The sequence below is a fragment of the Neoasaia chiangmaiensis genome, assembly GCF_002005465.1.
GTDB classification, from domain to species: domain Bacteria; phylum Pseudomonadota; class Alphaproteobacteria; order Acetobacterales; family Acetobacteraceae; genus Neoasaia; species Neoasaia chiangmaiensis.
In genome coordinates this window covers 2,989,905-3,014,320 of record NZ_CP014691.1, presented here as the reverse complement: position 1 = coordinate 3,014,320, position 24,416 = coordinate 2,989,905, and the positions used below count along the sequence as shown (strand labels likewise).

Below are 24,416 nucleotides of genomic sequence, written 5' to 3'. Positions count from 1 at the left end.
CATTCCAGCATTGAAGACGCTGGCGACGCGATCGTCGCCAGCGGTATTGTCGTTCCTATAGGTGCGCGTTGAGTTCCAGGAGGAACGAGCGCCCCATAATTGCATCGTAATACCGGGTCAGGCTGACCGTGCCCGGATACTTCGGCAGCGAGTTCGTCACGTTGTTCATGATGAAGTTCGCATCGAAGTGCCGGTTGAACTGATAGCCGATCGTCGTATTGAAATACGCATAGCTCGGGCGTTTCAGATGGTCGTAGGTGGTGTCCGTCACCTGCAGGGCATACTTGCTCGGACCGTAGAAGATCGTCTGCCACTGGATGTGTAGCGGACCGCGCAGGTAGTTGAAGTTGGCCGTGAAGCTGTCGTTCGGCGAACCCGTGGCACCCGTGTTCTGATAGGTCGTGCCGAGATAGGACGTCGTGTTCTTCACATAGTGGATGTAGTTCGCCGCCACCTCGACGCTCCCGGCGTCCGCTGGCAGACCGACGCGACGCAGCGGCAGGAAGTAGTCGATCTTGGACTGCAGCGCCTGCACGTGCTGATTGGCGATATTATACGGCCCCTCCTGGAAGTTCGTGATCTGGTGGGTCGCACCGTCACGCGTGAAAGCATTGCAATACTGATTGGGGTAGGACGCCGAGTCGTAGCAGGCGGCCATGAGATCGGCCACGCCGAGATCCTCGATCTCATTGTTGATCTTCACGTCGATGAACGACGACGTCAGCGAGAAACCCCGGATGAAGTGAGGCTGGAACGTCAACGTCCCCGTGAAGCTCTTGGACGTCTCGTTCTGCAACCGCGCATTGCCGCCACTGCTGCCCGGAACGGTCTGGAGGTTGATGTTGGAGTCGCTGAAATTGGTCGGCACACCGGCCTTGGCGCAGTTGGCCGCACGAATTGCAGGATTCGGCCCCGAACCGATGAACTGGGTCGAGCACGGATCGCTGCCGCTGTCATAGACGGAACCCTGCGGCGCGAACAGTTCGGTGACGGACGGATTACGCACCGATTGCGCATAATTGCCGCTCAGCCCGAGATCGCGTGTCGGCCACCACGCGCCACCGAACATATAGGTCCAGTAACCACCGGTGATGGAGTTGTTCACATAGCGCCCGTTGGCCGTGCCGGAAAGGTTGTAAGCACCCGGCAGATGCATGTCCGGCGAAATCAGCGGAACGTCGAGTTCTCCGTAGGCTTCATGCGTGTGATACGCACCGGCAACCGGCGTGATGGGAATGGAGTTGCCGTAGCGACGATACGTGCCGTCCTCCAGCAATTCGCCACGGTTGAACACGCCGGGATTGAAGTTGTAGCCTTCCCGGCGGTGTTCGTAACCGATATCCCAGCGAACGTCGCCCGCCGGCAGCTTGACGACGGTGCTGTTGATTTCCGCCGTGAAGTCGCGCTGCGCATTGGAATTCTTCGCCACCGAATCCGCCGTGACGTAATCCCGGGCCGCTGGTGTCAGCTGCCCGGTGCCGAACAGATCGATGGGCGCGCAGTTCCGGCTGCGGGTTGGCGCACTGGATGTGACATAGCCCGGCGCGCAGACGATGTTACCCGCGGCATCCGTCGTGGCGTTGACGGCGTTGATAAGGTTCTGGGTGGCAACCTGCGGCTGCGTGGTCGAGTTCATGTATTTGCCGTAGGTGCCGTTCACATGCCACTCGAACTTGCGCCCGACGGCATTGAAATCGCCCGTCAATCCACCGGCAAAGCGGAACATCTGGTTCGTTGTCTGGAAACTGCCGCCGTCCAGATCCTGATTCAGACGCGTCATGTAGAACGTGTCCGTCGGCAGGCCTTTCGCCGCCAGCCCGTTGATGATCGTCGTGCGCTGGGCCGCCGTCAGATACGGATTGTTCGTGCTCAGCACATACGGGCCATTCACCGCGCCTTCGTTGAGGAAGTTGTCCATGGTCAACGGATCGTCGAAAAGCGCCGTGCTCCAGTACCCCTGCGCCGTCGGGCTGCTTGCGGAACCACGCTGGTACCACGCTTCCCAGTTCGCCCGCAGATGGTCGTTGAACTCGTATTTGCCCAAGGTCGTGAGGTTGAGACGATCCTGCGGCGTTTGCAGCGTATTGTAGTTCGCGAGCGCCGGCCCATTGCCGCCACTACCCGCACGGTTGTCGCGGAAAGCGTAGTTATAGGTCTGCGGAATCAGCGACTTGCCGTCAGGGCTGAAAATCAGCGTGTTGCCATTCGCCCCGGCGATGCCGGCCGATGGCCTGCCGTAGCGATCCGGCAAGCCGAAGCCCGATGTCATGGGAATACCGCTCGTCGTGACCTGAAGATAACGCCGGGCCTGCTGAAGCGTATAGGCATACGGACTGACCGTGCCGTACTGCGGCTGGCTGTAGGTCGTCGCGTTCCCGCCCAAGACATTGGGGCGATCGGCATAAGTCAGGCCGGAATTGCCATTATATTCGAGGTCGAAGACAGCGCTGCCGCGATCATGGTCGAAGTGCCGGCCTGCCTTGAAGGCAATCTTCTGCTGACCGCCATCCAGCTTCTGCGTCATGCCGCCTTGCGCGGTCAGATCCACGCCCTCGAAATCGTCATCGAGGATGTAGTTCGTGACACCCGCCACGGCGTCCGCGCCATACGCAGCGCCCGCGCCGCCGTACTTGATCTCCGCCTTCTTGACCAGCGAACTCGGGATCGTGCTGCTATCGACCTGCGAACCGGATGCCGCGCCGAAGATCGACGCCGACGCGCCGCCAACATAACGCCGACCGTTCACCAGTGTCAGCATACGCTGGGAGCCGAGGCCCAGCAGACCATTGAATGTCTGACCCGCGCCATAGCTGCCCTGATTGCCGATCGGGCTGTTGCTCGGCACGCTGAAGGCCGGATCTTCGCGCAGCAGCGCCAGGCCGACGTTGGTGTATCCACGCTCCTTCAACTGCTCGGCATCGACCGTCGTGCCGGCCATGACATTCGTCAGCCGGCTCTGGGAAAGACGCGTTCCCGTTACCGTGATCTGCTCGTCGCGCACCTGCGTGTTGGCCGCACTAAGGTCGCGGTTCGTCGTCGAAGTGACGTTCGGCAGGGTGGCCGGCGCCGTTTTGACAGGGCTGGTCGACGACGCGGCCGCGCCGACGGTGGCATGCTCGACAGGAGCCGGCGATGACATGACGCGACCATGCGTGTGGCGCTTGGCCTTTTTGTGATGCGCCGCCGGTGCGGTGCCGACAGCCTGCGTCTGCGCGTCAGCGCTCACCATCGTGAAACATATGCAGGAAATACTGCCAAGCAGGCTGATACGAAATGCCGCCCGCGCGACACTTTTTTTCGATGACGATATTCGTTGCAAACCACCACGCGACATTGCCGTGCTCTTCTCCCGCATTGCATCGTTTCGTTACGATGAGCGGAAAATCTGCTTTCGATAGTGGAATGACGCAAGCGTAATAAAGATGCAATATTCGTGACAATCTGTGTCGTTGCTAATTAGACACGGTTTTTACTTTCCGTTGTGCTCTCGTCGCAGTTTGACGTTTTTTTGTTACATTTCAGTATTGTTTCTCTATAGAACGACATAATTCCAAGTGCTTTCTGCGCGACGTCGTAGGGTTCCATGTTCCAGGCAACGATCTGCCGCGACCGCAACCGTTTCAGTCCCTCGGCAAGGCCATCACGGTCATTGGGTTTCACGAGGCATTCGTTATGTGCGGCCAGAAGATCGAGCACCCCGCCGGCCGCCGTCGCACAGACCGGCAGTCCCGTGGCCATGGCCTCCAGCAGGACGATACCAAACGGCTCCCGCCGTGAAGGCAGGACGAAACCGTCGAAAGCGACCATGTCCTGTTTAAGGTCAGGACGATAGCCACCGAAAACGACGTTCGCAGCCGCACGATTCCGAAGATTGTCAGCCTCGGGTCCGTCGCCGAAAATGATTAGTTTCGTGTGCGGCAGATTGGCGATCTTGAAAGCTTCGATCAGCAGATCGAAGCATTTCTCAGGCACCAGCCGTCCCGCTGCCCCGATAAGGAACGTCTGGTCATCGATACCGAATTCCTTCCGCAGGCGTACACGGCGGTCTGGATCGGGTTTCGCACAACAGGTCCAGTTGCCGATTACCGCTGCATTTTCTGCTGAAGAGGGTGGCAGCGCATCCAGTTGCCATTTGGCAACACAGATCAGCCCGTCATGAGCGGCATAAACACGCGGTACGAAGCAATTGTGCAATGTCGCAACCAGCGGCGTGCGTCGCGGCGCCAGCCAGCGCGCACGGAAGCTTGCGCGCCCCAGATGAGTGTGAATCACGTCGAAGGTACGTCGGCGGGTCAACCAGAAGAACGTTGCGGCATAACCGAGCCGACCGGCATGAACGATCCGCACATTCGGGCCGATATATCGGCAGATGTCATCGCCGGTGCGAATATCGATCGTATGCCGATCCAGCAGGATCGTCACGTCATGCTCAAGCGCCTGTTGATTGACCAACTCCGCGACATGACGCTCCGTTCCCGCAAATTCCCGGGTGGAAAGGCAATGGAGAATACGCATGCGCTAACTGAGATTTCCTTCCGATGACGCCATTGGGCGCGTCGGGATCGCAACGGGCGTATGAAGGACCTTATGCCTGAATGCCGTGTATCAGACTATATCAAATTACCTTCGCCACGTTGCTGGAATCAGATCACTTCGCGTCGCGACGTCCCGCTCAATCCGCCTTCAAGCGGCGTCAGCACTGCGCGCCTGTTCTTCACAGTGCGTCGCGATGGCGGTCTCGGCTGGCAGGAGATCAGATAGAGACCAAGCACAAAGACAACGTCCGATAGCGTCATGAACCACGATGCCATCACGAGATTGGGCGGCGCGTCGGCGCCCTGCCACGCCGCCATCAGCATGAAGGGAATGGAAAGCGGCCGCATGCCGGCCAGCATGGGCCGGAGCGGGTTCGCCTGCCCGGCTTTGACAAGCGGCCGGGCGCGGTTGATGCCAACGAAAAACGCCAGCCCGACGCACCAGACCAACAGATTGAACATCGCATCGCCAAGCGACATATGCCCGACGATAATCATCAGGGCGATCGACGCGCCATAGAAGAGAATAGCGCCAAGCTGGCAGCTCATCCCCACGTCCACGGCGGGCAGACGTTCCGGCAGGCGGTCGGAGATGGGCTGGAAGATATGGTCGAGCAACCAGGCATCGGCCTGATTGATGCGATCGATAATGGACATATGCTGGACCTTAACGTGAAATCCCATTTCCCGCATCTGTTTTTCGCCATATCCGCCGCAAGCCTGCCGAACGATCGTTGCGGTCGCACATACGGTGCATGGACAGCAGACGAAGGCTCGGGTTTAGATTGCGCCGGCTTTTGTAACGCGGAGACATGAATGACCCTGCTGGCACTTCGTAGCGGCGTATGGCGCCGTCGACTTCTTCTGGCCGGGCTGGCGATCGGCATCGGCGCTATGGCGCTCCCCGCAGCAGAGGCCGCCACGGCCATGGACAGCGCCGTCCGCGCGACCCTGCCGAACGGCCTGCGGGTGGTCATCGTTCCGGATCGCCTCGCCCCCGTCGTGCAGACGCAGGTCATCTACCTCGCCGGTTCGGCTGCCGCGCCAGATGGCTTTCCGGGCACGGCACACGCGCTGGAACATATGATGTTCAACGGTGCGCGGCAGTTGGGCCGCGATCAGCTGTCGACGCTGAGTGCGCGGATCGGCAATAACAACAACGCCTTCACGACCGAGGACACGACGCAGTTCTATTTCCAGGCGCCGGCCCAGAATCTGGACCTGCTGCTGCATCTGGAAGCCGACAGGATGCGCGGCGCCCTGTTGTCCGAAGCCGACTGGGACCACGAACGCGGCGCGATCGAACAGGAGGTCTCCCGCGATCTTTCCTCGCCGATCGAGCGGTATCTCGTCCAGCAGAACGCCATTCTCTTTGCCGGCACGCCCTACGAACACGACGCCCTGGGCACGCGCCCTTCCTTCGAGAAGACGGACGCCCATCTCCTCCGCCGCTTCTACGACGCATGGTATCAACCCAATAACGCGATCCTGCTGATCGTCGGCGATGTCGACCCACAATCTACCCTGGCGCGCGTGAAGGAGCAGTTCGGCAGCCTGCCCGGCCACCCGCTGCCACCCGCCCCGACCGTGAAGCTCCGTCCCTTCCAGGCCCAGACCATCCATCTCGACAGCGATCTGGGCGCGGGCTTCCTGACGATCGCCTTCCAAATGCCCGGCGCACGCGACCCCGACTACGCCACCGCCCAAATCCTGGCGGATGCGCTCGGCAGTCAGCGCGGTGCGCTGTTCGCGCTCGTGCCACAGGGCAAGGCGCTGCAAACGGAGTTCGATTACAGCGCCTGTGCACAGGCCGGCAGCGGCGTGGCGCTGGCAGCGTTCCCCAAGGGGCAGGATCCCAAGGCACTGCTGGCGAGCGTGCGCGCCGTGCTGGCCGACATCCGCGCCCACGGCGTGCCGTCAGCCCTCGTCGACGCGGCCAGACGCAAGGAAATCGCCAATCTGGAATTCAATGCCGACAGCATCACCGACCTGACGGAAAGCTGGGCGACGGCAATGTCGCTGAACGGCCTCGATTCCCCCGCGGGTCTCGTGCAGGCCTTCCAGCGCGTCACGCCGGAACAGGTGAATGCCCTCGCGGCCAGACTGCTCGATCCGGACCATGCGCTGACCGGCATCCTGACACCCACGGATTCGCCCAATCCGGCCGCGATGCAGGGCAAGGCAGCGGAGAATTTCATCACGCCGCCCAATCATCCCGTCCAGCTTCCGGAATGGGCGCAGAAGGAAATATCGGCCCTGAACCTGCCACCGGCCACGACATTGCCAACCGCCTATACGCTGCCGAACGGACTGCATATCCTCGTGCAGCCTGAACATGTCAGTCACACCGTGAAGCTCTTCGGCCTCATCCGGCATAATGACGACCTGCAACAGCCCAAGGGCAAGGAAGGCGTGGCGCGTCTGACATCACAGCTCTTCCTTTTCGGCAGCAAGACGCGCGACCGGTTGACGCTGGCCGCTGACCTCGACGCCCTCGCCGCCGAGGCCGCGGCAGGGCCCAGCTTCTCGATGAGCAGCCTCACGCCGGCATTCGACAGGACCCTGTCGATCCTGGCCGACAACGAACTGCACCCGGCCTTCCCGGCGCAGGCCTTCGCGGTCCTGCAGCACCAGACCGTATCGGAACTCCCCGGCGTTCTCCAGTCGCCCGGTTATCGCTTCCAGCGCGCGAGCCTTCACGCCCTCAACCAGCCGACCGATCCCAGCCTCCGGGAAGTCTCTCCGCAATCGGTCTCCGGCGCCACGCTGGCGGACGTGCAGGATTACTATCGTCACACCTATCGCCCGGACCTGACGACCATCGTCGTCGTCGGCGATATCGCGCCCGAACAGGCACGCGACGCCATTGCACGCGAATTCGGCGGATGGAAGGCCGAAGGGCCGAAGCCCGTCGTCGATCTGCCTCAGCGCCCGCTGAGCAAATCGGCCGCGATCACGGTGCCCGACGGCGGCCGCCTGCAGGATGAGGTCTATCTTCTTGAAAACGTCGGCAGCGGCATCGGCAATCCGGACCGCTATGCCCTTGCGGTCGGCAACGAGATCCTGGGCAGCGGCTTCGCCTCCCGTCTCATGCAGGATCTGCGCGTGCGCACCGGCTACGCATACTCCGCCGAAAGCGCGTTCGAATGGTCGCGGCAGCGCGGCGCGTTCCTGATGGCCTTCGGTGCCGATCCCAACAAGGTGCATCTCGCCCGCACCGCCGCGATCGGCGAACTGAAAACGATGCAGTCCCAGCCCGTCTCGGCGGACGAACTGGCCAGCGCCAAGGCCTCGATGCTGCGCGGCATGCCGATGAGCCGCGCGAGCTTCGACGATCTCGCCGGCCTGTATCTGTCCTACGTCAATCTCGGCTTGCCGCTGGACGAACAGGACCGCAAGGCACGCGCCATTTTCGCCATGACGCCGGATGCCGTCAGCAAGGCCTACCGCCAGTGGGTCCGCCCTCAGGACCTCTCACAGATCGTGCGCGGCCCGACCCCGGGCTGATCCTCGCCACCCGTCGCGACGCGCGCCGCGACGGGTAGGCCTTTCAGAACCCGCAGGAAATTCGGCCGCCGATGAAACGCGGTGCGCCGGGTATATACATATAGACCGTCGTCGCCTGGCCGCCGCTCGTATAATAGTGGCGATCCAGAATGTTCGTCGCATAGATCGTCGCCTGCCAGTGCTCGTTCGATGGCCGCAACGTCATATGCGCGCCCAGCAGGAAATACGGCGGCAGGCGATAGAAACCCGTGCCACCGGGCGTCAGCGCCTGTGCCCCGCGATAGCTCCAGTCCGGCCCGAACTCCAGGCCGTAACGTGGCGACAACGCCTGTCGCCAGTCGGCCTGACCGTTGAGCGTCAACTTCGGCTGACCGTTGTCCACGCCGGAGAAATTGTCGTTGATCGCCCGCCACATGCCCGTCTTCGCATAATAGGCATTTGTCCTGGCACGGTTGACCGTCGGGAAATCCTGGAAATTACCGCGCTGCCAACCGAGATTCTGGGTCAGGAACAGATGACGGAACGGATGGATGTCCAGCGTGCCCTCGAAACCCCAGCTCTCGGACTTGGGCGCATTCGTCAGCTGGCTCAACGGTCCGTAATTCGGAATCAGGACCGTCCCGAGAATCTGCTGATTGTGGAAATCATTGTAGAACGCCGCCGCGTTGATCCGCAGCCGGTTCGGGATCGGGTCGCTTTTCAGGCCCAGCTCATAGGTCAGGACCGTTTCCGGCCTGAACGGGGCGAGCTGCGCCTGAAGCTGCGTGTTGTTGGCCGTGAACCCGCCGGGTTTGAACCCCTTGCTCATCTTGTAATAGAGCAGCACGTTCCTTGCCGCCTGCCACGAAACCCCGACCTGCCCCGCGAACTGCGCGGCGGCTGTGCTCTCGGCATGGAAATTGGTCACCGAACGTCCGAAGATCTCCGACTGCAACCCGGTGATCGAACGGTCGTCGATCTCGTGCAACAGCCCGCCGAAAATCGTGACATGCTTCGGCAAACGGTAGCTGACATGCCCGAACTCGGACGTGCTTTCCTGATCCATCCCGAAGCTGGTGGCCTGAAGATACCCGCGCGCCGGAACGTAATCGGTATAATCGAAGAAGAAGCGCTGGTTCATGCGTGTGTGCTGATAGAATGCGCCGATCACCCATTGCAGCCGATCGTCGGGGTGCGAATTCGATAGGCGCAGTTCCTGCGTGAACGCATTGGCGTTCACGGTCCGATACGTATCGGCCTGCGCGGCGGCCGTGGCGTCCTGATCGGTATATTCGCCCTCCCGCTCCGTTTCGAAAGCGCTGATCGAGGTCAGGGTCACTGGCCCGAAATCGTGCCGCACGTTGAGGTCCCAGCCCCAGAACCAGTTGTGCTCGCTGGGCTTGAGACCGTCCTTGCGACCGATCAGCCGGGTGAATTCCGGGCGCGCCGACCATTCGCTCTGCTGCCACCCGACCGTTGGCAGGGCCGCCCCTCCGATCAGCCGATGAATCGGCACGGCACCGACCACCTCACTGTTGTCCTGCACCACATGGCCGGAGAGCATGATCGTCGTGCGGCTGTCCGGCTGCCATCTGAGCTTTCCCCGCAATGCCCATTCGTCGGCATCACCCAGATGATCGCCATTCAGCGGATCGGTCTGCCAGCCGCCACCGTGCCGCGTCTGCCCTGCCAGCCGGAAACTCAACCCATCAGCGATCGGACCGGAAACATAAGCCTCGCTGCGGCTGCGCGCATAGGAGGCAATGTCCTGGCTGGCGCCGTAATGGAAACTGTCCGTCGGATCGTTCGTCCGCAGGCGGATCTCACCGCCACTATCGGACTGGCCATGCTGCGTGCCGACCGGCCCCGGCGTGACGGTCACGTCCGCCATGTCGAACATCAGGCCGCTGCTCATGGTCGAGTAGGCGAACGGGACATCGTCGAAATAGGCCAGCACAGGGCCCATGTTGTTCTGCGTGAAGTCGTTGAAGCCGATACCCCGCAGATAGAAATTGGTCGACGCCGTGCCGTTGATGCTCTGGATCGTCAGGTTGGGCGCCACGCGTTCCAGCCCACGCAGATCGACGACCCCGCGCTCGGTCAGGCGCTCCGCCGTCAGGCGCGTATCGGCATCCGGCAGATGCTGCGCCGCGCCATGGGTGAAGGCACGACGAATGCCGCTCACCTCGATGGATTCCGCCTTGGGAAGCGGATGCTTCTTATGCGCCGGATGCGGCACGACCCTGCCCCCGGCGGCCGCCATCGACACCCTCACGGGCAATACGATGGGCAGGAGCACGCTGATAACGAGGACGAACGGTAACGACCGGCGGGGTCGGGCAATTCGGATCATATCGCGCAGGGTCAGTTCCAGAAGTCAGAGGCCCGACCGCCTATGGCCCATCGCCCACCGCGCGGCAACGGTTTTCGCCCCGCTGCCTGACCACGGCGTGAAAGTGCGTTACGTCCGTAGTGTTCAGCGAACGTTATTTGACAGATTGGCCGCAGCGTCTCTAATGCTCGAACATAGTAAGAACTTAACGTGGTAAAGGCAGCTGTCCATGCCGGCTCATGCCAAGAAGAATGCCGGAACGCGGCCTTGACGGCACCGAAGCACATGACGTTCGGATCGCCTGCCGCATCGCTTGAAGAAGCGCTGCTGACAGCCTGCGACCGCGAACCTATCCATCGCCCGGATGCGATCCAGCCGCACGGCATCCTCCTTGTCGCCGATCAGGCGCTCATCATCCGTGGTGGCGCCGGCGCGATCGAGGACGTGCTCCAGCCGACCTGGCTCGGGCAGTCGCTGGCCTCCGTGCTGGGGCTGGATCAACCGCTCGACCCCGACACGCTTGCGATAACGCTGGGTTCCATCACCGTGCGCACCCGGACGGACAGGGAATGGACGGCCAGCTGCCTCACCTCGGGCGCCTGTTTCCTGATCGAACTCGAACCGGTCGCACCGGAACGCATGTCGGCGCGCGCCGTACTGGCCCAGATCGACGAGTGCGCCACGCAGTTCGAACGATGCGCCGACATTCAGCCGATCTGTCATCTGGCCGCCGAGAATTTCCGGCGGCTGACAGGTTTCGACCGGGTGATGGTCTATCGTTTTGCCGAGGACGGTAGCGGCGAAGTGCTGGCGGAAGCGCGCGACGATGCGATGCCGTCGCTAATCAACCATCACTTTCCCAGCACCGATATCCCCCATCAGGCGCGGGCCCTTTACCTGCGCAATCGTATCCGGACCATCCCCGACGTCGATTACATCCCCGCGCCGCTGCGCCCGGAAAACGACGGCCTGTCGGGGTTGGACATGAGCGATGCCGCACTGCGCAGCGTGTCCCCGATCCATATCCAGTATCTCAAGAATATGGGGGTCGGCGCTTCCGCCTCCGTCTCGATCGTGATCGACGGCATGCTCTGGGGGCTGATCGCCTGCCATCACCGCACGCCGCATTTCATGGACGAGGGCACGCGCAACGCATGCAGCATGCTGGCCGGCGTGCTGTCACGCCAGTTGCGCGGCAAGGAAGAGCTGCTGACCTATCAGGAGCGCCTGCGGATCCGTAATGCGGTGGAAGCGCTGGATACGCGGATCGATCTCTCCCTCAGCAGCCTGAAAATGATCGAGAACGTCGCGGACGACCTTCGTCTGGTCTTTCCGACGGACGGCTTCGCCATCGTCTCGGAAGAGGAGGTCCTATGCCAACGCGAATGCCCCTCACCCGCCGATCTTCGCAAGCTTGTAAAATGGATCGCAACCCATAACGAATCCGGCATCTTCGCGACACACGCCCTGTCGAGCGTCTATCCGCCGGCAGATGACTTCCCGGACCGCACCGCTGGCGTTCTCGCGATCAACCTGCCATTCCCGAAACCGATCATGCTGCTTTGGCTGCGCGCGGAGATCGTGGAGGTTCTGAAATGGGCGGGACATCCTCACAAGAATATCCCCACGGATCCCAATGAAATGCTCCGTCCCCGCCAGTCGTTCGAGACATGGCGCGAGACGGTGCGCGGACTGGCACCGCGCTGGGACAGCGAACAGGTTCAGGGCGCCCGCCGCCTCCGCCGCCACCTCATCGCGCACAATCAGAATCAGCAGTTGCGCGAACTGAACAACTCGCTGAACGCGTCGCTTCGCGAGCGCGACAGCCTGATCCAGCAAAAGGATTTCCTGATCCGCGAGGTGAATCACCGCGTGCAGAACAGCCTGCAACTGGTGGCATCGTTCCTCAAGCTTCAGGCCCGCGCGTCGAACAATGAGGAAACCGCCCTCTCGCTGGCGGAGGCCCAGCGCCGCATCGCCGCCATCGGCCTCGTTCACCGCCGTCTCTATCGTGACGATCATCTGGGCACGATCGATCTATCGCGCTATCTCGACGAACTCTGCGATGAGCTCTGCTCCTCCATCGGGCCGGAATGGCGGCGCAAGCTGACCTTGTCGATGATGCCGGTGATGATCTCCGCCGACCGTGCGATCAATATCGGGCTGATCGTGACGGAACTGGTCATCAACATCAGCAAATATGCCTACGGTGGTCAGTCCGGCCCGATCGATATCAATATGAAACAGGTCCAGAACCGCCTGACGCTCTCCGTCTCCGATAGCGGCGTCGCCATGGCGGATGCCGAGCGGAACGGCTTCGGCACGCGCATGATGCGCGCGATCGTCGGCAGCCTGTCCGGGACACTCAATTACGACCCCCTGTATCCGGGCCTGCGCGCCACCCTGATGATCCCGGTCGAAACCGGGACCGATCCCCTCCGGCACTAGGGATCGCGTCGCTCAGACAGGTCGGATGATCGGCAGCTTCGATCCCGCCGCCTGACGGGCCCCGATCACCTCCCGGCGGAAACGGAACAGGCGTGCCGGACGCCCCGGCAGATCCATCGCCATGTCCGGTGTCTCCTCGACGAGCGCCTGCTGCTGAATCAGTCGCCGGAAGTTCTGCTTGTGCAACACGCGCCCCGCCACGGCCTCCACCGTCTGCTGAAGCTGGAGCAACGTGAAGCGCTCCGGCATCAATTCGAAGATCACCGGCCGATAACGGATTTTGGCCCGCAACCGCGCCATCGCGGTTGCCAGAATTCGCCGATGATCGCGCATCATGGCCATTCCGCCGATCCCGGCACCGCCCTCACTGGCCACATATCGCGGCGACTCCGGCACAAGCCCAGCCTCCCACAGCAACTCATACCGCTGGAGCACGAGTTCATCGTCCCAGGCATGGCCATCCAATCCGAACGCCTGCGCCATGCGCAGCAACCGGCCCTCACGCAGCGGCGTCGGCGCAGCGTCGTTCCAGGGCCGCAGACAGGCGCCAATGTCCATCCGGCGCTGCTCGCCTTCCTCGGATGACTGATCCTCCCACGGGAAGAATGCATACCATCCCCGCCAGCCGCTGCTGTCGGCATCCATCCGCGTGAGCGCCATATAGGAGATGCGGATCAGCCGCGTTTCCTGATCGTCCGGGGCATCGGCGAACGTATAAAGCTGCTCGACATGCCCGAGCCGATGGCCGGTCTGCTGCTCGACCCAAAGTCGCATCCCCGTTTGCAGCGACCGGTGCGCCATCTCCAGCGGGCCTGACGGCAGGGCGCGGCCACCCTCCAGCGTCAGGACCATCGGCGCGTTGTCCTGCACCGCAATCAGCACGGCAACTAGTTCGGACCGGATTTCGTTCATGCAGAAACCACCCGCCCGGCGGCAAGCAGCAACAAGCCACGCAGGATCTCCGCCGGCGACGGCGGGCAGCCGCGCAACGTCATATCGCAGCGTGTGAAACCCTGTAGCTCTAAGGCGGCGATACTGCCCAACGTGGCATAGGTCTCGCCCAGGGGGCCGCCATCGATCGGACAATCGCCCACCGCCACCACACCTTTCGGTGCCGGCATGGCGTTCCATGCCGCCATCAGCCAAGGCGCCATGGCGCGCGTCACATTGCCGGTCACGAGCAGCAATTCCGCATCGTGCGGCGTCTCCACAAAACGGATGCAATGCCGCGCGAGATCGTATGCGCCGCTACGTAACGCCGCGATTTCCATTGCGCACCCGTCACAGCCGCCAGCCTGCCTGTGCAGGATCGTCAGCGCGCGCGGCGCCCTGGGCAGATCGTCGCGCGGACGCCAGGCCGAGGCATCGAGGAAGGCCCGCAACATAGACAGAACGCATCCTCCTCATAACATCGCGTGAACCCATGATTGTATGGAGCCGCCGCCCGGCGGGCAACCGGCAGGGCGCGCGGGACGTTGCCTCCCCGCAACCGAAAAGACGTTCCGAACCCGATGCAGATTTCCTTCGCCGCCGACATCCCCGCCGATCGTTACGACGCCATCCGCCAGGCGTCGCATTTCCAGCGCTGGATCGCCCGCAGTTCCGCCAGTTTCGAGCTGCGGCGCGTGCATGTCCGTGATGCCGTGATGTTCGGCACGCGCATCGGCTTCATCTTTCTGGAAGCGGACGCCCTGCATGAGGGCAACCCTGTCCCGAAATACGCCCTGCTGCGCGGCGATGCGGTGTCCGTCCTGGTCGTGCTACGCCGCCCCGGGGAACCAGACCGCACGCTTCTGACATGCGAACCCCGCCTGCCCGTCGGTCGCAGCGACATCCTGTCCCTTCCGGCGGGCATGCTGGATGGGGGCACATTCTCCAGCACAGCCCTTCGGGAACTTGCGGAAGAAATCGGTGCGGACCTGCCGGTGAAGGCGGACGATCTCATCGAACTGACACGCGTCTGGACGACGCCCGGCGGTTGCGACGAGGAAATCGGGCTCTACTACACCGAACTCGACATCTCCGCCGATCTTCTCGCCAAACTCCAGGATCGCGCGACCGGCAACGCCGATGAACACGAACATATCGTCGTCCGCGTCATCGAACTGGACGCCCTGCCGTCGATCGGCATGACGGACGCCAAGACGCTGCTTTCCTATACGCTTTACAAACAGCGCGTGTCCGAAGGGCAAACCGCCGCAACCCGATAGATTTCCGCCGTGCGACAGGAAGCTACGACCGGGAAGTCAGAGTTCAAGCGCCGCCGCGGAAAATCCGAAAGACGACAGCACGAGCGTGTCGATCGAGGGGTCGAGCAGTCGCGGCAGAAGCGGTGCAAGGCTGAAAGCGGGATCTCGCACATGAATGGCATCGATCCGCCCGGCGCGGAGCCGCACCCAATACCAGATGTCCCCGCGTGGACCTTCCGCCGCGCCGATACCCTCTCCAGAAGGCGCAACGCTTCCCCCTTCCGGCCACTCGGCACCAAAACCATCGGCCACGCGGCGCAGGCGACGCAACGAATCCCGGATCTCCCTTAACCGGAGACGCTCACGCGCCAACGCATCGCCCTCGATCAGCGATCCCGCCCGACCGGCCAGATAGCGATGGTCGTCCTCCTGCTGGCGACAGTCGAAGGAGCGGCCCGTCGCGCGTGCGGCCAGACCGCCAATGTTGAAACGCTCGACCTGCGCCAGGCTGAGACGGGCCACGCCGCGCAGATGACTGGCGGAGGCCCGATGCAGCATGATGAGATGACCCATCCGCTCGGCCATCATCGCCTCGGCGGCCAAGGCGAGCGCCGGCGCCGGCGCCGCGATGTCGGGCGCGATACCCTCCGGCGTCAACATGTCCGTCAGACGGCGCGTGGCGCCATGCTCGACCGCCAGATCGGCCAGCCGTTCACGCGCCAGCGCCGCGTGCGTCGCGAGAAGTCGGGCACCCGTCTGCTGCGCACAGGCCGCGATGTCATGCAGATGGACGCCGATACGCTCGATCTCGGCCAGCACGATCCGCCCGTCCCGGCCCGCCGCGGGCACGCGCGCCCCCAGCGCCTGCTCGACCGCACGGCAATAGGCCAGCGGATGCGCGACGAACCCTCCGGCGGAAATCCGCCCCACCTGTCGCAGCCCCTCTTCGGGCGTCGCACCGCGCAACCGCCGAAGGAGGCCACGATGCGCGTAACCCAATGACAGATGACGCGCCGCCAGTGCCAGGGGACCACCGACCTCGAAAAACGGCTCCGGACTTTCCGCCGGCAATCCGGCAACGCCGCCCGGTCCCGGACGGGGCGAAAGCGGCGCCGTCCGGGTCCACGCATCCCGGTCGATCAGCGGTTGCAGGTCACGGGCGAACATGGGCTGCACGCCCCACAGATCCTGCGCCATGCGCTCGGGCCATTCCGCCGCAGGCAGGTTGCGCGACAAGGCGAGATATCGCCCGTCCAGAAGTTCGGTACTGGCGAGAAGCGGACGCTCATGTTCGAGGAACAGGGCATAGACGCGATGCGCGTCGCACCAGTGCGCCACGAACCACAGCGGCGGCGAGGCAAGCATCGCATCCCACTGCGCTTCGTCGAGCGCATAATGACAGGATGTCAGACGCTCGCCGGCACGGATGATTGCCCCCATCGTCATGACGGATGCCACGCCAGCGGCCAGGAGCCGCGCAGGAAAAAGGGCGCGGCCAGCCCGACGCCAATGACGCCGAGCACGACGACATCGCGCATGCCGCGTCGCGCCGCCGCCCGATCCACATGCAACTGCGCGATCTGACACCCCGAAGCCGCGAGAAAGAGCATCGCCGAGACGGGATAGACAGAGCCGAGACCCGCCAGCAGCGCCATCGCGCCGACGAATGCGGGACCCGGCGGGACGGGCGCCTCCAGCCAGCGTCGTGCAGCGTCCTCAAGTCGTTCCGCCGCCGTCGCCATGGCCACGATCATGAAAAGCAGGGCCGGCACGATCTGGGCCTCCACGGCACAGACCGTCACCAGACCGGCGCAGAGCGTCGGGCCGCCCCGTCGGCCCACGACGCATAACCATAACGTGCCCACCCCGGCCGTCAGGAACACCAGATGCGTCACGTCGCTGCCCGGCAGGCGCAGCATCAGCGCCAGCGCGCCGATACGCGGCAGCATATCGAGCCATGCCGCGCGGCCGGTCACCGCCGCATTGCCCGGCGGCCCCAGTCCCGCCAGCAGACACAGCCCGACGACCAGCAGCAGATCGCCTGCCCGTGCAACCGGGGCGCCGCCCGCCATGGCCGGCAGGGCGCCGAAACTCGCCCCGAGCAGCGAAAGGATCGCACCGGACAGGCGTAGCCGCGCCGTGTTCCATGCCGCGCGTGCCCGCGCCGCGGCCGCCGCGTCATACAGCCCCAGAAGCGCCACCGCGAATGCCAGCAGCGAGACGACGACCAGAAGATCGTGCAACGTCAGCGCCGCCAGCACGCAACCCGTTGCCAGGAGCGGCACGATGGCCGCGATCCGCGACAGGCCCTCCCGCCGTGTCAGGAACGGCACGGCCGCCACCAGCAGACGCGTAACGATCGAAAGCAGGTCCTGCCCGGGCAAAAGCGGCGTCAGGACGAGGGTCAGCACAAGGCCGAATATCGAAAGCGATCCGATCGCCGCGAAACGCTGCTCACGTGGCACCAGCAGCAAAAGACACGCTGCCAGCAATGGCCAGCCGGGCACCAGCAGCAGGGAAAGTCCCGCACCGCCGCTGTGGAACAACGCCTCAAATCTCATCGTTCGCATCCGCACGCAGCCAGGTCAGGCGTGGCAGAAGCCAATAGCCCAGGGTCGCGAGCGCCGCCCACGAGACGAAGCCTGCCAGCAGCAGCATGCCGTTGCCCAGCGCGCCAGCCAGAACGATCAGACCGTTCAGCGCACAGAAGAGGCCCGTAAACTGTGCCAGAGGCGCCGGGACGACTGTCGCGCAAAGTCCGATCAGCACCACCGCACCCGCCATCGAGACGGACAGACCCGGCGAGGCCGCCAGGAACAGCAGGAGGGCCAGCAACATGCCACCCACCGCCGCCAGCGCCACGACGCTGAACGCTCCGCGAGAGGCCGCCGAATAAGGCGCCAGACGACTCAACCCCCACCATGCCAGCATATTGCCACCCAGAAGCATGACGACAGCGGCAACCGCAACCCCGCCATGCCACGTCAGCGCCACGCACAACGCACCGCAGGCGCCATGTGCCGGAAGAACCCGGCCGTCGCGCCCGATGGCGAACAGCGACAGCAGCAGCAGCAGGGCGAAGATCAGCGTCATGCCGACAATCGCCCCGCCAGCACGAGCAGGACTGCCGCACCGGCGAAGATCGCCGCATGACGCGACGGCGCGCGCGGCGCCAGCCCCCGCACCACGGCCACCAGAGCCGCCACCGCCGCCAGACGCAGCGGCGCAACCGCCCATCCCGTCATCGTCATGGACAGGCGAGCACCGTTCCCCATCAGGCCCGGCATGGCCAGATCCGCCATCAGCAGCAGCCAGCAGCCACTTGCGACGTCATGCCCATAACGCAGCACCGCCCGCTCACGTCCCTCGGCGGAGGGCGCCAGCGTGTCGAACTCTTCCGCCGAAAGCAGACGGCCCTGCACGACCAGCAGAATACCCAGCGCCGCGAACACCAACGCCCCGGTCAGGGCCGAAACCGGCTGCGCGCGCATGTCACGCACCAGCCCGGCCAGACCGTCGACCCCCGGCAGCCCGATGGCCAGCAGGGCGCTCGTCAAAGCCAGAAGCGGCACGAGCATCAGTGTCGTCTGCCATTCCCGGCTCACGGCGAGCCGCGCCAGAATATTCCGACGGAGCACGACATCGGACGGGACACGCACCCAGAGCGGCAGCCGCGTGGCCAGCAACATAAGCCCGATTGCCAGAGGATCGGCCAGACAGGCCAGCAGCGTATGAACAGTCCCCAGCGGAAGGATGGCCGTCGCCGCCATGGCCGGCACCAGCGTGGCCCATGCGAAGAAGCCGACCGCATCGCCACGCCGCCAGCCGGCAATAATCTCGCGCCAACGCGTGCCGAAAGGCGCCGCGCGTTCACCGCCCATCCACGCCCCGACTGCCTGCATCACATCCACCCACAAAGGGGCCGCCAGCAGCAGAAGCACGATCTGCGCCACTTCAGCGGCCAAAGCGGCCAGAACGCCCATCATCGCCCCCCGGCAAGCATGGCGAGTCCAACGGCCAGCAGCAGCAGCCAGCCCGCCAGCATCATCGGCGCGTGCCGGTCCCGCGCCACGAAACGATGAAGCCCGCTTGCAAAGGCAATCCGCAGCCGCTCTTCACCGCGCCACGAACGCCGCAGCCAGACGAGCACGCGCCGCGCGGGAAAGGGAAGAGGCATCCCGGTCGGACATATCGGCACGTCCGGCAGCGATACGTTGCCGGGCTGCCGCCATGGCACGGCCGAAAGCAGGACGAATATCGGCAGGCCCAGCATCAGAAAAGCCAGCGGAGGATACCATCGACCGCCGTCGCCACCGGGAACCTCCCAGAGGGAGATCGTGTATAGCGTGCTGGCGGCGGGAGCGCCGCTCAACATCCCCAGACCGGGCGAAAGAGCGGTCAGGAAAACACCCGGACAAACGGCCAGAAGCCCCGCGACGACAAGCCCGGCATTCTGCCCTATCCCAGCGTCGGACGCGCCGAACCGTCGCCAGTCGTCGATACCCTGCCGCGCAACAGACCAGCCCACCGCCAGCACGAGCGCAATGGCGCCCGCGATCCATTCCGTCATGGCGGCAGCCAGTCCGAACAGGGCGTGCAACCCCAGCCACAAAGGCAGGAATCCCGCGGCACCGGGCAGCGCGGATCGCAGGCATAAGGTCAACCGGTCGAGCCGACCGTCGTCCCTTGGCAACACCAGCGTCAGCATCATCGCCTCTCCGGCCGCCAGGGCGCTTTCCGGCAATTCCGCCCGCCGGGCCGCGAGCATGACTCCCGCCCAGAGCAGGGGCATCGCGTTACGCCGCCCGCCTGCATATGGCAGCGGCAACAGGCCCGCGAGGCACATCAGCGGCGGCCAGTACGGGAACACGACCGGACCGGTTATATCGACCATCAGCGGTATGCAGACAGGCGCGAGAGCCGGCATCGCCAAAAGCAACGCCAGGGGCGCGCACGGTGCAATGACCTGCCCGACCGGCAGGACGCCGAGCATCAACAATGCCACGCCGAGCAAGCCCAGTCGCCATGCAAGGATGGGACGATCGTCGAGCCCCAGGACCAGCAATGCCGCCAGCCCCAGAAGAAACGCCTGAAGCGGGCCGCTCTCGCAAAGCAATGCGCCCGCGCCGAGCATCAGCGGCCCGCAGTGACGGCCCGGCGACGCAAGACTGACCACGGCAAGCGCCAGTGACCAGTTCGCCGTCAGCGGATCAAGGCGCCATGGCCCCCATTGCAAAGTGCCGGCACCCATCGCGGCAACGGCCGCTATGCAGACATGGGCCGCCGCCAGGCCACTCCGCCAGTAGCGTCCACGCCATTCCCACGCATATGCCGCGCCCATCCGCAGACACGGCAGGGCCAGCAGCATGACGAGGAGATAGACGTGAGACAGAGCGGCTTCCTGATGGCGGGTGATCGCGCCGCGCCATCAAACCACGCGCGTCAGATCATGGCGAGATGCGTCTTGCGCCGGGGCGGGGCGAAAGCACGATCGAGCGTTGCCAGATCCTCCGGCGTCAGTTCGATTTCGGTGGCGAGAACGTTTTCACGCAGATGTTTGGACGAACCGGCCTTGGGGATAGCCATAACATTCTCCTGGCGCAACACCCATGCCAACGCGATCTGGGCCGTCGTCGCCGGGCCGGCGGAGGTCTCATGCCCTTTCGCCACGTCCTTCATCGCGGGATGCGATAGAAGGTCGCCACCCTGCCCCAGGGGCGAATAGGCCATCGTCATCACGCCGCGCTCGCGATCCTCGTTCAGCAGGTCGAACTCCGTACCGCGATATTCCAGATTGTAGAGCACCTGATTGGCGGTGCAGGCATCGGTAATGCCGTCGAGTTCCTCCATGTCGTCCGTGTCGAAATTCGACACGCCCCAATCCAGGATCAGGCCGTCGTCCTTGAGTTGCTCCATGCCACGAACGGTCTCGGAGAGCGGCACACCGCCACGCCAGTGCAGAAGATAGAGATCGAGCCGATCCGTACCGAGCCGCCTGAGCGACGCGCGACAGTGCTTCTGCACACCATCATAGGAGGCATTGGAAGGCGTGACCTTGCTGACGAGATAGACGTCATCGCGCAGATCGGCGATCGCTTCGCCCACCAGACTCTCCGAACGACCGCTGCCATACATCTCCGCCGTGTCGATCACCGTCATGCCAGCTTCGATTCCAGCCTGAAGGCTGGCGATCTCTTCTCCCCGCCGCGACTGGGAGTCACCGATATTCCATGTGCCCATACCCAATGCCGGCAGGGTCTTGCCGTTCTTCAATGTGACGGTGCGCATCTTCATCTCTCCCGTATCGAACTGTGTCAGGAACACAGCGCGTCATCCGGGCGATCGTTCAATCGGAAAGCTCACAGGCCCGCACGACGCGCGCACAGGCAATGGCAATCATGGCGACGCCACGCGCCGTTCAGGCAATCAGTCGAAACAGTCTTACACGCAGTGCCGCGCCGAACAGGGTCGTCGCAACATTCACCAACGCCATGACGAGAGAGAGGATCGGCACGACAGGTCTCATGACATGATGCAGGCGCGCCAGAATGAGCGCCTGATCCGGATGAGACGAAAGTCCGCCTGTCACCACGACAAGCGTCACCGCCACGACAACGATCAACGGAATATAGATGACGGCGGCGCAACTCGCCAACGGCACGACGAACCGCCCGGACGGCGTCCATACCCGATCGATGCCCCGCCATTCCGGCCAGCTCAACAGAGCCGGATAGAGCGGCAGCAGACGAAGCTGGAAATAGATCGCCCCCGCGAACAGCGCGCCCGAAATCAGGGATGGCAAGGGTAGCGGCAACAGTGCGACCTGCTCGACCTGACCCAGCAGAACGCAGAAAATACACCACCCGATCAGTCTCGGCCATGTTTGCGGCGGCAAAGACTTCGGCCCGGGAATATCCAGAAGCTGCGCGCAGAACCGCAAAGTGAACGGCAGACTGGCCAGCTGCGCGACCATTGCCAGCAAAAACGGCAGGTCGCTGTGGCGCCCTTCACGACCGGTCAGGATGGAGAGCGTGCTCAAGGCGATGTTCAGAACCAGCAGGGCCAGAACGACAAACCTGTCAGCCCGCGCCAGGGCGACGGCATCCCGGATGCTGTCGGCGATCACGCGCCACATCGATGGCGGAACGCCCGTCGAAGGTTCGGGACGCCGGGGCGGCCCCGATGGCGGTTCCCCTTGCCGCTCGAACCGCGTCGCCTGCAGGTCAGGTGGCGTCATGATCGAAATCCCCTACCGCGCCCGATGCCAGCCGCGCGGCTGTTGTTGCCAATATGTCAGGACATGGCCGGCTGCCCTGGCGCTCGACCAGCGCGTTCGCGCCCGCGCCACGGCCTCTTCATCGCCACCGTCGAACAGATCGAAAATCCGCGCGAATTGCTCCAGCCCCTCTTCCGACGCGCCGTCCAGAAGGAACAGGAAGGCGGCATCGTTCGGCACATCCGGACCATCGGTCAGCCAGATCGGCTGGCGCAGGCCGTGTCCCATCGCCTTGCTGCCATGAGGCAACCAGATCGGGTCCTTCACCTGCCACAAAGCCGCGTCCAGCACCTTCACCTGCGCCGCATCGCGGCAGCGGATCACCGCCTGCTGCCGGGCCTCCAGCGTGCGGCCAAGCAGCGGCGGCAGCGCGTCCGTCACGCTGCTACGGGTCAGGTGATAGAACCCGATTTCGCTCATGCCGCCCGGCCGGCGCCCGTCTCATGCGAACGCACCAGCGCATCGAGCAGCCGAACGCCGAAGCCCGTCGCACCCTTCGGTCCGATCGGCCCGGCATCCGAGCGCCATGCGACCCCCGCGATATCGAGATGGGCCCAGGGCGTATCGCCCACGAAACGTGCCAGGAACTGGGCAGCGGTGATCGCACTGCCGGGACGACCCGTGATGTTCTTGATATCGGCGATGTCCGACTTGAGGAGCTTGTCATAGGCCTTGCCCATCGGCATGCGCCAGACACCCTCCCCCACCGTCTCGCCCAGCGTGTAGAGATCCTGCGCCAGCGTGTCGTCATTGCTGAACAGGCCCGCCCGCACGTAGCCGAGGCTGACGACGATCGCCCCCGTCAATGTGGCAAGATCAACAATGAATTTCGGGGCGAAACGCGCCTTAGCATAGGCCAGCACATCGGCCAGCACCAGCCGCCCTTCCGCATCGGTGTTCAACACCTCGATGGTCGTTCCCGCATAGCTTTTCACGACATCACCGGGCCGCTGCGCATTGCCGGAAAGCATGTTCTCGACAAGCCCGACAAGCCCCACGACATGCGCCGTCGTCCGGCGCCGCGCCAGTGCTTCCATCAGGCCTACGACCGTCGCCGCGCCGCCCATGTCCGTCTTCATCTCATCCATCCCGGCCGCGGGCTTGATGGAGATGCCGCCGGAGTCGAACGTCACGCCCTTGCCGACAAAGGCCAGCGGCTGCGCATCGCCCTGCCCGCCCTTCCATTGCATGACCGCCAGCCGCGCTTCCTGGTCGCTGCCCTGCGCCACGCCGAGCAGCGCGCCGAAGCCCAGTTCCCGCATCGCCGCCGCGTCCAGGATATCGACCGTCACGCCAAGCTCGCGCAGCGTCTCGATACGTCGCGCGAATTCCGGCGGCGTCAGAACATTCGGCGGTTCCGTTACCAGATCGCGTGCCCGGAACACCCCATGGATAACGGCCGAAAGGTCCGCCCATTGCGCCGCGCACGCCTCCGTATCGGCCACATGCAGCGTCACGCCCTGAAGGCGCTTCGTATCATGCCCGGCAGGCTCGCCAGTGCGATACAGATCGAAGCGATACTGGCTGGAAACCACGCCATAGGCGGCATGCGCGGCGAATACGCTGCCATGCCCCTCGAAAACGAACTGCGCCTCGGTCGCGCCGCTCAAAAGCCGTGACGCCTGTGCACCCGCCGCTTCCATTCCCACGGGGTCGAGTGTCGCAGCCTCGCCATGACCGATCAGCACAAGCCGCTCGATATCCGATGCCGGTGCAAGCATCACGAGGCTCTGCTCCGCCTTGCCCTCGAAACCGGCCACGACCGCCGCGCGACGCAGCGCACCGCCCACATGCCGGTCGAACCGGTCGAAGGAACTGCCCGGCGTATCGAAATCATGTCCGACGAACAGCACCCGGTTGCGCCCGACGGGCCACGCGCTGTCAGTCGTGCCGTTTTGGGTCGGAAAGTCGGGCAAAGGCTGAATTTTGATATCGAGCATGATGGCTTTCAACACCTCCGCCCCTTTTAGTTCGACGGGCCGGCCGGTTTCCTCGTTGTTTCAGAACGTTCCTGATCCTACTTATCATAAGCTGCCAGCAACAAGGCAAGGTCCGCCTATTCCAACATCCGGAACCGTGGTTACACCAAGACATCGATGTGATTGTTGAATGTTGACTTGTCGCACGAAACCACTAGCTTGAGAGCGTAA

18 protein-coding genes are annotated in these 24,416 nt (G+C 63.9%); 3 read left to right on the top strand and 15 right to left on the bottom strand.

The window, feature by feature from the left end:
- Nucleotides 1–55: 55 nt before the first annotated feature.
- The 3 genes from A0U93_RS14255 to A0U93_RS14245 form a co-directional block, all read right to left on the bottom strand.
- Nucleotides 56–3,229: a TonB-dependent receptor domain-containing protein gene (locus tag A0U93_RS14255; RefSeq protein WP_245824930.1), complete on the bottom strand. Its 3,174-nt coding sequence runs from the start codon at nucleotides 3,227–3,229 to the stop codon at nucleotides 56–58.
- Between the two features lie 227 nt (nucleotides 3,230–3,456).
- A complete protein-coding gene (locus A0U93_RS14250) occupies nucleotides 3,457–4,515 on the bottom strand; it encodes a glycosyltransferase (protein WP_077807914.1) in 1,059 nt (352 codons plus the stop codon).
- Nucleotides 4,516–4,643: 128 nt separating this feature from the next.
- Entirely contained in the window at nucleotides 4,644–5,192 is a 549-nt protein-coding gene (locus A0U93_RS14245) for a hypothetical protein (protein ID WP_174807208.1), read from the bottom strand.
- A 159-nt stretch (nucleotides 5,193–5,351) separates the two neighbouring features.
- On the opposite strand from A0U93_RS14245, the gene A0U93_RS14240 reads away from it, so the two are divergent.
- Nucleotides 5,352–8,042: a M16 family metallopeptidase gene (locus A0U93_RS14240; RefSeq protein WP_245824928.1), complete on the top strand. Its 2,691-nt coding sequence runs from the start codon at nucleotides 5,352–5,354 to the stop codon at nucleotides 8,040–8,042.
- 43 nt (nucleotides 8,043–8,085) lie between these two features.
- Here the strand turns inward: A0U93_RS14240 and A0U93_RS14235 are convergent, their stop codons facing one another.
- The gene (locus A0U93_RS14235) at nucleotides 8,086–10,284 is read right to left on the bottom strand and encodes a TonB-dependent receptor (protein WP_077808563.1); all 2,199 of its coding nucleotides are present in this window, start codon (nucleotides 10,282–10,284) and stop codon (nucleotides 8,086–8,088) included.
- A 354-nt stretch (nucleotides 10,285–10,638) separates the two neighbouring features.
- Between A0U93_RS14235 and A0U93_RS14230 the strand changes: the two genes are divergently transcribed.
- On the top strand, nucleotides 10,639–12,801 hold the full coding sequence (locus tag A0U93_RS14230) for a histidine kinase dimerization/phosphoacceptor domain -containing protein (RefSeq protein WP_077807913.1): 2,163 nt from the start codon (nucleotides 10,639–10,641) through the stop codon (nucleotides 12,799–12,801).
- Between the two features lie 12 nt (nucleotides 12,802–12,813).
- Here A0U93_RS14230 and A0U93_RS14225 read toward each other — a convergent pair whose 3' ends face one another.
- Together A0U93_RS14225 and A0U93_RS14220 are read right to left on the bottom strand one after the other, a co-directional pair.
- The gene (locus tag A0U93_RS14225) at nucleotides 12,814–13,704 is read right to left on the bottom strand and encodes an NUDIX hydrolase (protein WP_077808562.1); all 891 of its coding nucleotides are present in this window, start codon (nucleotides 13,702–13,704) and stop codon (nucleotides 12,814–12,816) included.
- A 5-nt stretch (nucleotides 13,705–13,709) separates the two neighbouring features.
- On the bottom strand, nucleotides 13,710–14,186 hold the full coding sequence (locus A0U93_RS14220; RefSeq protein ID WP_077807912.1) for an NADH-quinone oxidoreductase subunit B family protein: 477 nt from the start codon (nucleotides 14,184–14,186) through the stop codon (nucleotides 13,710–13,712).
- A gap of 126 nt (nucleotides 14,187–14,312) precedes the next feature.
- Here A0U93_RS14220 and A0U93_RS14215 point away from each other — a divergent pair, with 126 nt between their 5' ends.
- Nucleotides 14,313–15,011 (top strand): NUDIX domain-containing protein, encoded by a 699-nt coding sequence (locus tag A0U93_RS14215; RefSeq protein WP_077807911.1) that lies wholly within the window; start codon nucleotides 14,313–14,315, stop codon nucleotides 15,009–15,011.
- Between the two features lie 36 nt (nucleotides 15,012–15,047).
- Here the strand turns inward: A0U93_RS14215 and A0U93_RS14210 are convergent, their stop codons facing one another.
- The 9 genes from A0U93_RS14210 to A0U93_RS14170 form a co-directional block, all read right to left on the bottom strand.
- The gene (locus A0U93_RS14210) at nucleotides 15,048–16,436 is read right to left on the bottom strand and encodes an NADH-quinone oxidoreductase subunit D-related protein (protein WP_147150673.1); all 1,389 of its coding nucleotides are present in this window, start codon (nucleotides 16,434–16,436) and stop codon (nucleotides 15,048–15,050) included.
- Nucleotides 16,433–17,551 (bottom strand): hypothetical protein, encoded by a 1,119-nt coding sequence (locus tag A0U93_RS14205; RefSeq protein WP_147150671.1) that lies wholly within the window; start codon nucleotides 17,549–17,551, stop codon nucleotides 16,433–16,435. Before A0U93_RS14205 ends, A0U93_RS14210 begins: the two co-directional genes overlap by 4 nt.
- The gene (locus tag A0U93_RS14200; RefSeq protein WP_077807908.1) at nucleotides 17,541–18,083 is read right to left on the bottom strand and encodes a hypothetical protein; all 543 of its coding nucleotides are present in this window, start codon (nucleotides 18,081–18,083) and stop codon (nucleotides 17,541–17,543) included. Before A0U93_RS14200 ends, A0U93_RS14205 begins: the two co-directional genes overlap by 11 nt.
- Nucleotides 18,080–18,976: a hypothetical protein gene (locus tag A0U93_RS14195; protein WP_147150669.1), complete on the bottom strand. Its 897-nt coding sequence runs from the start codon at nucleotides 18,974–18,976 to the stop codon at nucleotides 18,080–18,082. The genes A0U93_RS14200 and A0U93_RS14195 overlap by 4 nt, the downstream gene beginning before the upstream one ends.
- Entirely contained in the window at nucleotides 18,973–20,358 is a 1,386-nt protein-coding gene (locus tag A0U93_RS14190) for a hypothetical protein (protein ID WP_077807906.1), read from the bottom strand. The genes A0U93_RS14195 and A0U93_RS14190 overlap by 4 nt, the downstream gene beginning before the upstream one ends.
- Before the next feature lie 74 nt (nucleotides 20,359–20,432).
- Nucleotides 20,433–21,278, bottom strand: a complete 846-nt coding sequence (locus A0U93_RS14185) for an aldo/keto reductase (RefSeq protein WP_077808561.1) — start codon at nucleotides 21,276–21,278, stop codon at nucleotides 20,433–20,435.
- A 130-nt stretch (nucleotides 21,279–21,408) separates the two neighbouring features.
- Nucleotides 21,409–22,227, bottom strand: a complete 819-nt coding sequence (locus A0U93_RS14180; RefSeq protein ID WP_077807905.1) for a hypothetical protein — start codon at nucleotides 22,225–22,227, stop codon at nucleotides 21,409–21,411.
- Between the two features lie 12 nt (nucleotides 22,228–22,239).
- The gene (locus A0U93_RS14175) at nucleotides 22,240–22,686 is read right to left on the bottom strand and encodes a DNA polymerase III subunit chi (RefSeq protein WP_077807904.1); all 447 of its coding nucleotides are present in this window, start codon (nucleotides 22,684–22,686) and stop codon (nucleotides 22,240–22,242) included.
- On the bottom strand, nucleotides 22,683–24,206 hold the full coding sequence (locus A0U93_RS14170; RefSeq protein ID WP_077808560.1) for a leucyl aminopeptidase: 1,524 nt from the start codon (nucleotides 24,204–24,206) through the stop codon (nucleotides 22,683–22,685). Before A0U93_RS14170 ends, A0U93_RS14175 begins: the two co-directional genes overlap by 4 nt.
- Between the last annotated feature and the right edge of the window lie 210 nt (nucleotides 24,207–24,416).